Source organism: Sphingomonas sp. (assembly GCF_036677245.1).
Taxonomy (GTDB): domain Bacteria; phylum Pseudomonadota; class Alphaproteobacteria; order Sphingomonadales; family Sphingomonadaceae; genus Allosphingosinicella.
Genome location: NZ_JAKFCG010000032.1, coordinates 24455 through 36922 on the forward strand (window position 1 = coordinate 24455; position 12468 = coordinate 36922).

At 65.3% G+C, this 12468-nt stretch carries 11 protein-coding genes; 8 read left to right on the forward strand and 3 right to left on the reverse strand.

The window, feature by feature from the left end:
- Positions 1–42: 42 nt before the first annotated feature.
- On the reverse strand, positions 43–831 hold the full coding sequence (locus V6M48_RS03170) for an IclR family transcriptional regulator domain-containing protein (protein WP_332811074.1): 789 nt from the start codon (positions 829–831) through the stop codon (positions 43–45).
- 228 nt (positions 832–1059) lie between these two features.
- Between V6M48_RS03170 and cofE the strand changes: the two genes are divergently transcribed.
- The 5 genes from cofE (at position 1060) to V6M48_RS03195 (ending at position 7014) form a co-directional block, all read left to right on the forward strand.
- Complete coding sequence (cofE, locus tag V6M48_RS03175; protein WP_332811075.1) at positions 1060–1821, forward strand: coenzyme F420-0:L-glutamate ligase; 762 nt, start codon at positions 1060–1062, stop codon at positions 1819–1821.
- Positions 1818–2783: a 2-phospho-L-lactate transferase gene (gene cofD, locus V6M48_RS03180; protein ID WP_332811076.1), complete on the forward strand. Its 966-nt coding sequence runs from the start codon at positions 1818–1820 to the stop codon at positions 2781–2783. Before cofE ends, cofD begins: the two co-directional genes overlap by 4 nt.
- Positions 2784–2967: 184 nt before the next feature.
- The gene (locus V6M48_RS03185; RefSeq protein WP_332811077.1) at positions 2968–3510 is read left to right on the forward strand and encodes a cupin domain-containing protein; all 543 of its coding nucleotides are present in this window, start codon (positions 2968–2970) and stop codon (positions 3508–3510) included.
- A gap of 82 nt (positions 3511–3592) precedes the next feature.
- Complete coding sequence (gene cofH / locus V6M48_RS03190; RefSeq protein ID WP_332811084.1) at positions 3593–5896, forward strand: 5-amino-6-(D-ribitylamino)uracil--L-tyrosine 4-hydroxyphenyl transferase CofH; 2304 nt, start codon at positions 3593–3595, stop codon at positions 5894–5896.
- 47 nt (positions 5897–5943) lie between these two features.
- Positions 5944–7014 (forward strand): LLM class flavin-dependent oxidoreductase, encoded by a 1071-nt coding sequence (locus tag V6M48_RS03195; RefSeq protein WP_332811078.1) that lies wholly within the window; start codon positions 5944–5946, stop codon positions 7012–7014.
- Positions 7015–7040: 26 nt separating this feature from the next.
- Here V6M48_RS03195 and V6M48_RS03200 read toward each other — a convergent pair whose 3' ends face one another.
- Both V6M48_RS03200 and V6M48_RS03205 read right to left on the reverse strand, forming a co-directional pair.
- Positions 7041–8666 carry a molybdopterin-binding/glycosyltransferase family 2 protein gene (locus V6M48_RS03200; RefSeq protein WP_332811079.1) on the reverse strand — a complete coding sequence of 542 codons (1626 nt, stop codon included), beginning with the start codon at positions 8664–8666 and terminating at the stop codon, positions 7041–7043.
- A gap of 18 nt (positions 8667–8684) precedes the next feature.
- Positions 8685–9692 carry an XdhC family protein gene (locus tag V6M48_RS03205; RefSeq protein ID WP_332811080.1) on the reverse strand — a complete coding sequence of 336 codons (1008 nt, stop codon included), beginning with the start codon at positions 9690–9692 and terminating at the stop codon, positions 8685–8687.
- A gap of 288 nt (positions 9693–9980) precedes the next feature.
- Between V6M48_RS03205 and V6M48_RS03210 the strand changes: the two genes are divergently transcribed.
- From V6M48_RS03210 to V6M48_RS03220, 3 genes are all read left to right on the forward strand, one after another.
- Positions 9981–11324, forward strand: coding sequence for an aromatic ring-hydroxylating oxygenase subunit alpha (locus tag V6M48_RS03210; protein ID WP_332811081.1), 1344 nt, complete (start codon positions 9981–9983; stop codon positions 11322–11324).
- Entirely contained in the window at positions 11311–11856 is a 546-nt protein-coding gene (locus tag V6M48_RS03215; protein WP_332811082.1) for an aromatic-ring-hydroxylating dioxygenase subunit beta, read from the forward strand. The genes V6M48_RS03210 and V6M48_RS03215 overlap by 14 nt, the downstream gene beginning before the upstream one ends.
- A 116-nt stretch (positions 11857–11972) precedes the next feature.
- On the forward strand, positions 11973–12468 hold a 496-nt coding region (locus tag V6M48_RS03220; RefSeq protein WP_332811083.1), incomplete at its 3' end, for a hypothetical protein.

The following is a 12468-nucleotide window of genomic DNA, read 5'->3' on the forward strand; positions in this document are numbered from 1 at the left end:
ATGCTCTGGCAGTTTGAAGGGAAGCCGGGCGCCGTCTCGGATTCAGGCCGATGTTTCGGCGAGCCGTCGCTCGACGGTCGCGACGACTTGCCGCAGCGGCTCGAGGTAGAGCGCTGCCGCTTGCTCGATCGTGATCGCGGTTCGAAAGAAGACGACATTGATCGCGCCCACCACCCGCCGGTCCGCCATCACCGGCAGTGCGATGCCGCTGATCTTGGGGTCGAACAGCCCGTCGGAACTTGCATAGCCGGCGGCGCGGGTCTCGGCGATGGCGCGCTCGATCGCTTCGTCCTCGCCGATGATCCCAGGCTCGGCGGACCGCATCGCGAACAGCGCCGTCGCCAGCTCGTCCTGCGTCATGCTCGACAGCACGGCCTTGCCCAATGCCGATTGGAGGATCGGACGATGCTTGCCGACCAAGCCGCGGGAGAAGGTCATCGAGGTGAGATGATGGCTCGACGCCACGATCTTCAGACGCCCGGCTTCGAGGATCGCGAAATCGCTCGGCCAGAAGATCCTCTCGACCAGCTCGGCGAGCAACGGCGAGACGATCTCGGCCAATCTGTCATCGGCACGGATCGCTGCGGCGATGTCCTTGAGCTTCGCGCTCAGCGCATGGCTGCCGTCCTCGTCGCGGCGGACGACATAGCCGCACCGCACCATCGTCGCGAGCAGACGATAGATCGTGCCGCGATCGATGCCGGTCGCCGCCGACAGCGACGCCGGCGAGCTCCAGCCGTTGTCGGCCAAAGCTTCGATCAGGCTCAGCCCGCGGTCGAGCGCGCGAACGTCCGCATAAGGCGTGGCCTTGTCCCCCCGATGTCGCGGCATCCAATGACCCAAAGACAATGTTGAACCCAGACCAAGCTATAAGAGATTATGATCTCCGCCGGTACCCGAAGTTGCGCCTCGTCGGAGACGATATTGCGCAAAGATGGACGGTGGTTTCGCATGGCGGGGCGCGCGTGCTTCGGCGCGGCTTTCATTTTGCTGCGGGGTCCGTAACTTGGCGCGCGCCGTGCACTGATCGGCAACGTCGAGCCGAGGAAGCAGATGGACGTGCCTGAACTGACTTTCATCCCGGTGCTTGGTGTCGGTCAAGTTCGTCCCGGCGACGATCTGGTGACATTGCTCGGCAGCGCGCTCGCGGCGCAAGGAATTGCCCTGCTGCCCGACGACATCCTCGTCGTCACGCAGAAGATCGTCTCGAAAGCCGAAGGCCGATACGTCGCATTGCGAGACGTGCAGGTCGGGGATCGGGCGGCCGAGCTGGCTGCGGTCACCGGCAAGGATCCGCGCCTGGTGCAGCTTGTCCTGGACGAAGCCTCCGCTGTCGTCCGCGCCGCAAAGGACGTTCTCATCACCCGCCACCGCGCCGGCCATGTGACGGCGAACAGCGGCATCGATCAATCGAACAGCGGATCGAGCGACGGCGACCTTGCCTTGCTGCTCCCGGCCGATGCGGATGCTTCGGCGCGGAACCTGCGGGCGGGCTTCGCCGAGCGATATGGGTGCGAAATCGGCGTCGTCATTTCGGACAGTTTCGGCCGGCCGTGGCGCATCGGCACCGTCGGTGTCGCGATCGGCGCGAGCGGAGTGCCGGCGCTGTGGGATCGCCGCGGAGAAGTGGATCGCGACGGACGCGAGCTCAAGGTCACCCAGGTCGCGATCGGCGACATGCTCGCCACCGCGGCCGGGCTGGTGATGGGCGAAGGCGCGGAGGGCGTTCCGGCGGTGCTGGTCCGCGGCGTCAAGCTGCCTTCGCGCGATGTGCCGGCAGCGGCGCTGATCCGTCCGCTGGAGCAAGATCTTTTCCAATGAGCGGGGGTGCAAGCGAGAAGATCACCGGCGACAAGGTCGTGGTGCTCACCGGCGGCATCGGCGGCGCCAAGCTGGTGCGCGGGATGATCGACGCGATCCCTGCCGAAAAGGTCACGGCGATCGTCAACACCGGCGATGATTTCGTCCATCTCTCGCTCAACATCTCGCCCGACATCGACACGCTCCTCTACACGCTCGCCGACAAGGCCAATCCGATCCTCGGCTGGGGACGCCGCGACGAGAGCTGGAACTTCATGGCGGCGCTGAAATCGCTCGGCGGCGAGGATTGGTTCGCGCTCGGCGACGGCGACCTAGCGCTCCACATCATCCGCACGATGAAGATGGCGCAGGGCGCCTCCCTGAGCTCGGTGACGGCGGATTTTGCGCGCGCCTGGGATATCGCCGCGCGGATATTGCCGATGAGCGATGACAGGGTCGCAACCGAGCTCGTCACCGACGAAGGGCTGCTTTCATTCCAGGATTATTTCGTGGCGCGCCGCTGCCAACCGGCCGTGCGCTCGATCGCATTCAAAGGTGCCGACAGTGCGGCCGCGACACCCGCCGTGCTGGCAGCGATCGCCGACCCGCTTGCACGCGCGATCGTCATCGCGCCTTCGAACCCGTTTCTCAGCGTGGATCCGATCCTGGCCGTCCCGGGCATAAGCGAGGCTCTGGCTGCGGCGACCGCTCCGGTCGTCGCCATCTCCCCGCTCGTCGCGGGCCGCGCGGTTAAGGGCCCGACCGATAAGTTGATGACCGAGCTTGGCCTCGCCGTGAACCACGCCACGATCGCGCGTCATTATGCAGGGCTGATCGACGCGATGCTGATCGACAGCGACGAGCCATCCGGCAGCTTCGACGGCATCGTCGCGGCACGCACCAACACCTTGATGCAGACCCTCGACGACAAGATCCGCGTGGCCAATGCCGCGCTCACGCTCGCTGACAGTTTCGGCAAATGAACTACACGGCGATCAATGATCGAGAACGATTGTTGACCGCTTGCATGAGCCCAAATTGTGGTTAGGCTCTACGCAAATTGCGGGCCGCAAGTCGAAGGATCGTAACCCCCAACCGCTCGCGGAAACTTTCCGAACCTGCCCAACTATAAACAGACCGGCCGCAGCCGGATTAGGGAGGAAGCATATGGATGTTCGCAGGGTTGTTACCGGCTACGCCAATGGCAACAAGTCGGTGGTCGTAACCGACGGACCGGCCACCAACCATTATGAGATGAAAAGCTTGCCCGGCTTCGCGCGGACGATCCTGTGGTCGACCAACTCCCCTGCCCTCTATCCGGCAGGAGAAGATCCGGCGCCGTCGGTGACCAGCCTCCATCCCGAGCCCGGCGAAACCCGCTGCCTGCTCCTTACCCTCCCCCCCGACAGCTCGATGGGCAGCGCGGATTTCGACCCGCAGGCATTCTTCGCCGAAGGCCTCGAGCATTGCCCTGGCATTTTCGAGCGGATGGAAGCCGATCATCCGGGGATGCACCAGACCGACTCGGTCGATTATGTCATGGTGGTCGACGGCGAGATCTGGCTCGAGCTCGACAATGGCGAGACGACGCGGCTTCAGCAGCACGATTTCGTCATCCAGAACGGAACGCGCCACGGCTGGCGCAACAAATCGTCGGCGCCCGCGACCATCCTCGCGATCCTGATCGGTGCACGCCGTCGCGATGCGTGATCTGAAACGCGTGCTCGCGGGCGAACTGCCGTCGCACCAGGAGGCCCTGTCGCTCAGCGAGTGCGACGATCTCGCGGCGCTGATGGCGGTGGCCGCGTCGCTCCGCGACCAGGGCCATCCCAGGCTGATCACTTATTCGCGCAAGGTGTTCATCCCGCTCACCCAATTGTGCCGCGACTCCTGTCATTATTGCACGTTCGCGCACCCGCCCCGCCGCGGGGAGCGGGTGTATCTCACCCGCGAGCAAGTCCTCGAGATCGCGCGCGCCGGCGTCGCCGCGGGCTGCCGCGAGGCCCTGTTCACGCTCGGCGACAAGCCCGAGCTTCGCTATCGTGCCGCACGCGAGGAACTGGCCGAGCTTGGCCACGACACCACCCTCTCCTACCTCGCCGAGGTCGCCGGCCTGGTGCATCGCGAGACCGGGCTTCTCCCCCACATCAATGCCGGCGTGATGGACGGCGCCGACCTGTCTCGGCTGCGCGCGGTCTCGGCCTCGCAAGGGCTGATGCTCGAAGGCGTGGCCGAAGCGCTGACCAAGCCCGGCGGCGCCCATTTCGGCTCGCCCGACAAGGATCCTGCGCTGCGGTTGGAAATGATCCGCGCCGCTGGAGAAAAGGCAGTCCCATTCACCTCCGGGCTCTTGATCGGCATCGGCGAGACGCGGCGCGAGCGCATCGAAGCGCTGCTCGAGCTTCGCGACCTCAACGACCGCTACGGCCATATCCAAGAGATCATCATCCAGAATTTCCGGGCCAAGCCGGGTACCAAGATGGCGGGTGCGGCCGAGCCCAGCCTTGACGAGCATCTCTGGACGATCGCGGTCTGCCGGATCATCTTCGGCGCGCACATGAACATTCAGGCGCCGCCCAATTTGAACAGCGGCGCGCTTCCCAGCCTCGTCGCCGCGGGGATCAACGACTGGGGCGGCGTGTCGCCGGTCACGCCGGACCACGTCAATCCGGAATATCCGTGGCCGGAACTCGATCGGCTGGCGCGCGCCACCGCCGAGGCCGGGAAATTGCTGGTCGAGCGCCTGACGATCTATCCCGAATTTGCCCAGCGCCCGGCGCAATGGGTGGACCCGGCGCTGCAGACATCGGTGCTTCGCGGTACCGACAGCGAGGGCTTTGCGCGGGTCGACCAATGGACGCCAGGCTCGACAATGCAGCCGCTGGCCCAACCGCTGGCACACCCGCAGCACGGCCATCGCCCGAGCGCGCTGCAGCCGATCATCGAGCGCGCGATGGCGGCAGAAGCCCTGAGCGCGGACGAGATCGTCGCGCTCTTCGCGGCGCGTGGGGACGATTATCACCGGGTCTGCGAAGCTGCCGACGCGCTCCGCCAATCGCTGAGCGGCGACAAGGTCAGCTACGTCGTCACGCGCAACATCAACTACACCAACATCTGCTATTTCAAGTGCAAGTTCTGCGCCTTCTCGAAAGGCAAGCTCAGCGAAAATCTCCGCGGCCGGCCGTACAATCTGGCGATCGAGGAAATCCAGCGAAGGACGAGCGAAGCCTGGGAGCGGGGCGCGGTCGAGGTCTGCCTGCAGGGCGGCATCCATCCCGACTATACCGGCGCCACCTATCTCGCGATCTGCAGGGCGATAAAGGAGGCCTGCCCGGGCATCCACGTCCATGCCTTCTCGCCGCTCGAGATTTGGCAGGGCGCGGCCACCTTGGGGATGTCGGTGCGGCAGTTCCTCACCGATCTGAAAGTGGCGGGCCTGGGATCGCTGCCCGGTACCGCGGCCGAGATACTGGCCGACGACGTCCGCAAGATCATCTGTCCCGACAAGCTGACCACCGGCCAATGGCTCGAGGTGATCGAGACCGCGCACAGCCTCGGCTTGCGGACCACCGCGACGATCATGTTCGGCCATGTCGACACGCCGCGTCACTGGGCCGAGCATCTGCTTCACATAAAAACGCTTCAGACCAGAACCGGGGGGTTCACCGAATTCGTCCCGCTCCCGTTCGTGCCGACCGAAACGCCGATCCACATCCGCGGCCTCTCACGCTCTGGCCCAACCTACCGCGAAGCGGTGCTGATGCACGCGGTCGCGCGGCTCACTTTCCATGCGCTGATCCCCAACATCCAGACCAGCTGGGTGAAGATGGGGCTCGACGGCGCGATGGCCTGCCTCGAGGCGGGCGCGAACGATCTCGGCGGCACCCTGATGAACGAAAGCATCACGCGCGCAGCCGGGGCGGTTCATGGCGAGGAAACGCCGCCGCAGACGATGGAGGAGATGGTGCGCGCGTTGGGGCGCGAGCCCTGGCAGCGGACCACTCTTTATGCCGAGGCCGATGGCGAACGCAGCATGGCCTCATTCTTCGCGGCGCCGCTGTCGCCGCCGATCATGGCGCTTTCGCCGCAGCATTGAAGGTCCAGTCAAGACGCGTTCCTAATCAGCTTGCCGGGGAGGGTGATGTGAAATTCAGCATATATCTCGCGACTGCCGCCGATTCGTGGAAGACGGTGAAACGCGCGGAGGAACTGGGCTATTCCAACGCCTGGTTCTTCGACACGCCCATGCTCAACGCCGAGCTGTTCGTGGCGATGGGCGCCGCGGCGGTGCAGACGTCGCGCATCCGCCTCGGCACCGGTGTCATGATCCCCTCCAACCGGATCGAGCCAGTGGCGGCGAGCGGATTGGCTTCGCTCAACGCGCTCGCGCCCGGCAGGATCGATTTCGGCATCGGCACCGGCTTCACCTCGCGACGCGCGCTCGGCCTGGCGGCGCTGCCGCTCGCGCGGATGGAAGAATATATCAAGAATGTGCAGGGCCTGCTCCGCGGCGAGACGGTCGAGTGGGAGGCCGAAGGCGGCACACACAAGATCGCGTTCCTCAATCCCGAGCTCGACGTGCTCAACATCGACGATCCGATCGACCTCCATATCTCCGCATTCGGCCCCAAGGGGCGGCAGCTGATCGCCAAGCTCGGCGCCGGCTATATCGGCCTCGCCGAAGATCCGACCGGCCTGCCCGCGATGCAGCAGGCGTGGCGCGATGCGGGGCGCGACCCCAAGGACCTCCATTCGGTCCTGATTGCCGGCGGGACCGTGCTCGAGGACGGCGAACCGTTCGACAGCGATCGTGCCAAGGCGCAGGCGGGTCCATCGGCGGCGATGGTGTTCCACAATCAGGTCGAGCAGGAGGATCGCGAGACGGCGGGCGCGGCAGGCACCTCGATGGGGGTCCCCGAGCAATTCCACCCCCAGCTCGAAGCCTATCGCAAGATGTACGCCAGCTACGAGCCGGCCGATGCGCGCTATCTGATGAACCACCGCGGCCATCTGATGTACTTGAAGCCAGGCGAGGAAGCCCAGATGACGGCGGACATCATCCGCGCCTTCACCTTCACCGGTACCAAAGGCGAGCTGGTCGAGCGCCTTCGCCAGCTCAAGAGCGACGGGCTATCTCAATTCGGAGTCGAGATCAGATACGGCCACGAAGACGAGATGCTGGAGAAATGGGCGGAGGTTTTCGCATTGGTCTGATCGGGAAGCCCACACGGCTGGGCAATTCACCGCTTGAGGATGCCGCCGGCGGCGACAACGGCGTCGGCGGTATCGACATCGAGGCGCGCATTATCGCCGATCTCGACGTCGATGACCGGAACTCCGGCCGATTCGATCAGATGACGCGCGCCGACATCGCCTTCGAGGCGCATCACCTCGCTGCGCAGCACAGAGGGAAGGATGACCGGGTTTCCCGGCACGCCGCGGGCGACGGCGCGCACGATCGCCTGCCCTCGCGCCGCGCGGAAAGCGTCGATCAGCGCGCTCAGATCGGCAGTGGTCACCGCCGGCATGTCGGCGAGCATCACCAGCATCCCGTCCGCCCGCGCGGCTGCATTCGATGCGAAGCCGGCGATGAGCGAACTCGCCATGCCAGTGGCGAAATCCGGATTGTGCGCGATCTCGGCGGGGAGCCCGGCAAGTGCGGCTTCGATCTCGGCGTAGCGATGGCCGGTGACGACGACGAGGTCCGCAATATCGCTGTCGCAGGCCGCCTGCGCGATACGCCTCACCAGCGCAACTCCGTCGAATTCCGCGAGCAATTTGTGACGGCCGTCGCCGATGCGGCTCGCCGTCCCCGCCGCGAGCAGGACAGCCGCGACACTCGCCAGGCGATCGGCGCTGGTCTCGCGCGGCTGCGGGCGGCTCGGGATCTCGACCAACAGCCCTCCGACACCCATTGCGCGAATCTCTTGCGCGCCCACCTTCTCCCCGGCGAGCAGGCGATCGAGTACCCAATCGAACCCATTCTCCTTCGGGCTTCGCGCACAACCGGGCGCGCCAAGCACCGGGGTGGCGCCGACCTCTCCCAGCACCAGCAAATTACCGGGATCGACCGGCATCCCGACCTGGACGACCTCGCCACCGGCAAGCCGGATTGCCTGCGGGATGACATCGAGCGGATCTGAAACAGCCGATGCACCGAAGATGACGATGAGATCGGGCCTTCCCGCTTGCGCGCCGAGTGCGAGCCGGATCGCCTCGGCAACGGTGTCGGTGTCGTGAGGGACGCGTGCTTCGCTGACGATGCTGCTCCCAGATCGGGCAAGCCGCTGCTCGAGCACCCGCCGGGTCTTGTCGACCAGTGAACTTTTGAGCGAAGGCAGAAGCGTCAAAATCAGCGCGACCGCATGCGGCCGGAACGGCCTGACGTCGAGCGGCTGCGCGCTGCCGAGAATTTCGGCGGCTTCGGACACCTTGGACCGCGCGACGGCGAGCGGGATGATCTTGAACGTCGCCACCATATCGCCGGCCGCGACGCGCGCGTGATCGGCAAGGCAGGCAAGGGTGATTGCCGGATCGACCGCGTTGCACCGATCGACCGCCGCCTTGTCAGCGGTGAAAAGGCCAGCAACGGTCGCATAGACGTTGACCCTCCCGGTCGCGGCCTTCGAACAGCGCAAATAGGTTCGCGGCAGCGCCGCCGCGAGCCAAGTGGCCGCTTCGTCCTCCAGCATGTCATCGGATTCGAGACGTGCGCCCAAGACGGTCTTTATCCCCTCCCCGCTCATTTGCTCGACGTCCGATCGTGTCAGCCTATGGCCCTTGCGGAGGATCTGGTCCGACAGGCGGACGGCATGCGCCAGCACCAGCCCTTCGGCCTCCTCGACGGCGAAGGTCCGGAAGATCATCGGACCCCTTCCCCGGTCCTAGGTCGCATCGCGCATGCGCAAGGACTGAATGATTTCGGCCAGGATCGCGACGGCGATCTCGCGTGGGTTGGCCGCGCCGATGGCAAGCCCGATCGGAGCATGAATGCGCGCAAGATCGCTGTCGCTGGCTCCGCCCGCGGCGAGGCGTGCGCTTCGCTTCGCGTGTGTCTTGCGGCTGCCAAGCGCGCCGACATAGAAACAGCCGGTCCGGAGCCCCTCGGCAATCGCGAAATCATCAAATTTGGGATCGTGGCTGACCGCAACCAGCGCGCTGTAGCGGTCGAGCGGCCGATCGCTCAGCGCATCGGCGGGCCATTCGGCGACGAGCTCGACGTCCTTGAAGCGCTCGCCTGTCGCGAACGCGGTGCGCGGATCGACGATCGTGACGTCGAAACCCGCCAGTGCTGCCATCGGCGCGAGGATCTGGCTGATGTGGACCGCGCCGATTACCACGATTCTGGGCGACGGCAGATCGACCTTGAGGAACAGCCGGCGACCGCCGACGGCGACTTCCCTGGACACGCCGGAAGCGAAGGCCATGGCCACTTCGTCGCGAAGCGAGGCCTCGACCGCCGCGGCTTCGAAGATGATGTTGCTGCGCCCATCGTCGAGATCGGTGATCGTCAGCACCGCCTCGCGGGCCCTGCGCGCGGCGGTAAGCCGGCGAAGAATCTGCCCATCGTGCAGCTTCTCCACGTAGACGCGAATGCGCCCGCCGCACGACAGGCCGACGTTCCACGCATCCTCGTCGGCGACGCCATATTCGAGGAGCCGCGGGTCACCGGTTTCGAGCACGGCCCTCGCCTCGGTGATCACCGCGCCCTCGACGCATCCTCCAGACACCGACCCATGGAAATTTCCATCGCGATCGATCACGAGCTGACTGCCGGCGCGGCACGGCGCCGATCCCCAGGTTTCGACGACGGTTGCCATCGCAACCTGCCGGCCCGCCCCCTGCCATGCCTCGGCGACAAGCAGAGGCTCGGTCTGTTCAGACGCTTTCACGGCGGCCTTTCTGTTGTGCCCGCAGGCCAGACTATGGACGCTGGGGAGGTTCGGCAAGCACGCCGGCCGCGAGCAAGCGAGCGAAACTTGCTCGTCACGCGGCGCGCGTGAAAGCTGGTCGACTTGCCACCCCGCGTTCCAAAGCTTCGCCGCGATACTGCGGGACTTGGCGAGCAGCGTGTCGAATCGAGTGTTGAATTGTGCGTGTCGCAAGATTGTGTGACATGAGAGGCAAGAAAAAAATCTGATCGCATGTCGCAATGGCGGCGATGATGAGAGGAGAGCGACGTGACCGACGCACGAGCGCAGCACGATTGGCCCGAGAAGGCCATATTCGATCTGGTCGACGATGGAACGGTCGATCCGCGCATCTACACCGATCATGGACTTTACGCGCTCGAACAGGAACGGATCTTCGGCCGCGCGTGGCTGATGCTCTGTCACGAGAGCCAGATCGCCAAGCCGGGCGATTATCTCACCACCTATATGGGCGAGGACCCGGTGATCGTCGTCCGCCAGAAGGACGGCAGCATCCGCGCCTTCCTCAACCAGTGCCGCCACCGCGGCATGCGGATCTGCCGCGCCGATGCGGGCAATGCCCGCGCCTTCACCTGCAGCTATCATGGCTGGGCTTACGACATCGCTGGCAGCCTCGTGCATGTCCCGCTCGAGGAGGAGGCCTACGGCACGCTGGACAAGCAAAAATGGTCGCCGCTGCAGGTCACCAAGATCGCCAGCTACAAGGGCCTGGTCTTCGGCACGTGGGATGCCGAGACTCCGAGCCTCGAGGCCTATCTCGGCGAGGCGACCTTCTACATGGACATGCTGTTCGACCGCACCCCGGCCGGCAGCGAGGCGATCGGCGGCGTCCACAAATGGGTGATCCCCTGCAACTGGAAGTTCGCCGCCGAACAATTCTGCAGCGACATGTATCATGTGCCGATCTCGCATCTGTCGGGCATCACCGCCAACCTGCCCGACGGCACGCCGCCCGAGGCGGTACAGTTCGGCCGCGAGGGACATCAGTTCCGCGCCGAATGGGGTGGCCATGGCGCGGGGTTCTTCGTCGGCGAGGGCGGCAGGCCCTTGCTCGCGGGGACGATCGGTGCGGAGGCCGCCGGTTACTGGTTCGGCCCCTCCGCCGAGGTCGCCGAGCAGAGGCTCGGCGCGCTTCGTTCGACGCAGATGGGCGCCGCGCATATGACGATCTTCCCGACCTGCTCGTTCCTTCCCGGCGTGAACACGGTGCGCGCCTGGCATCCCCGCGGTCCGCACGAGACCGAGGTCTGGGCATTTGCCGTCGTCGACAAGGATGCACCCGAAGAGGCGAAGGACGCCTATCGCAAGGGCATCTTGCGTTCCTTCTCCCCCGCCGGCCTGTTCGAGCAGGACGACGGCGAGAATTGGGTTGAGATCCAGCGTGTGCTGCGCGGCCGCCAGGCGAGCCGCCAGCGCTTCAACGTGCAGATGGGAATGGGGCGCGCGGCTGCAAACGAGCGCTTCCCGGGACGAATCGGCTGGGTCTACGGCGAGGAAGCGGCACGCGGCTTCTATGCCCATTGGGCGCGCATGATGACCGAAGACAGCTGGGAGACGCTCGCTCCCGCCGAGGTGCGCAATGCTGCGGAATGATGCCGCGACGCAGGCTCCGGCGGGACTGGAGGGGCTGCTGCTCCAGCGCGAGATCGAGCACTTCCTGTTCCGCGAGGCGCAGCTGCTCGACCATCGCGAGTTCGAATCCTGGTATGCTTTGCTGGCCGACGACGTCCATTATTACATGCCGATCCGGACCAATCGGGCGCGGCGCGAGCAGCATCTCGAATATTCGAAGGCCGATGAAAGCGCCTTCTTCGACGACGACAAGGCTTCGATGTGGATGCGGATCAAGAAGCATTTGTCCCCCTCCGGCTGGGCCGAGGACCCGCCGTCGCGAACCCGCCACCTGGTCGCGAACGTCATCGTCGAGGAGGAACACGGCGACCTCTACAGCGTGAGTTCCGCCTTCCTGCTCTATCGCAGCCGCTCGGAGCGGCAGGTCGACATCATGGCTGGCGAGCGGCAGGACCGTCTGCGGCGGCGCGGCGCGAGCTTCGAGATCGCATCGCGCACGATTCTGCTCGATCAGGCGACTCTGCTCTCGAACAATATCAGCTTCTTCTTCTAAATCAGGAGCAAGCACCCGCAGAGGCGATCAAATCAACAACTCGAGCGTTTCTATTGAGCGATTGCTAGAGCGGCCTCGCTCGTTTATGCTGCACTGCACCATAAACGGAGGTTTACATGGCACGGCGCAAAAACAAGGCCAAGCCCGCGACGCCCAGGTTCGCGCGGACGTCCACGAGAAATGCAAAGGAACCGAGCGGCACCGGCACGACCGCCGACGCCGGGCTGTCACGGCTAACCCGCAAGGATGCGCCAATGCCGGCCGCGGTCACTCAGCCCGCCTCGCCAGAGGAGACGGCAGCCGAGACCCTGCAAGCATCCGAAGCGCTGGTTGAAGGGACGACTAGCGAGATGCCGTTTCCCGAAAGCGTTGAAGAAGCCGTGCCTGGTCTGGTCGCGGAGCTTGTCGCCGATGCGCCAACCCTGCTCGCCGAAGCAGTGGAAGCCGAAATCGACGCGATCGAGGCCGCGGTGGAGCAGGCAGGCGAGATCGTCGAAGCCGTTCTCGACGACAATATTGCGGCAATTGAGGCTGTGGTGGACAGCAATGCCGAGATGCTTGCGGCGATGGTCGAGCGCGAAACGCCTCCCCGCCCTGCGCGACGTGCAAAAT

What these genes read in the sequence shown, in the direction of transcription:
- V6M48_RS03170 (WP_332811074.1), bottom strand. Translation starts at nt 831, where the DNA reads ATGCCGCGACATCGGGGGGACAAGGCCACGCCTTATGCGGACGTTCGC.
- cofD (WP_332811076.1), top strand. Translation starts at nt 1,818, where the DNA reads ATGAGCGGGGGTGCAAGCGAGAAGATCACCGGCGACAAGGTCGTGGTG.
- V6M48_RS03185 (WP_332811077.1), top strand. Translation starts at nt 2,968, where the DNA reads ATGGATGTTCGCAGGGTTGTTACCGGCTACGCCAATGGCAACAAGTCG.
- cofH (WP_332811084.1), top strand. Translation starts at nt 3,593, where the DNA reads ATGGCGGTGGCCGCGTCGCTCCGCGACCAGGGCCATCCCAGGCTGATC.
- V6M48_RS03200 (WP_332811079.1), bottom strand. Translation starts at nt 8,666, where the DNA reads ATGATCTTCCGGACCTTCGCCGTCGAGGAGGCCGAAGGGCTGGTGCTG.
- V6M48_RS03215 (WP_332811082.1), top strand. Translation starts at nt 11,311, where the DNA reads ATGCTGCGGAATGATGCCGCGACGCAGGCTCCGGCGGGACTGGAGGGG.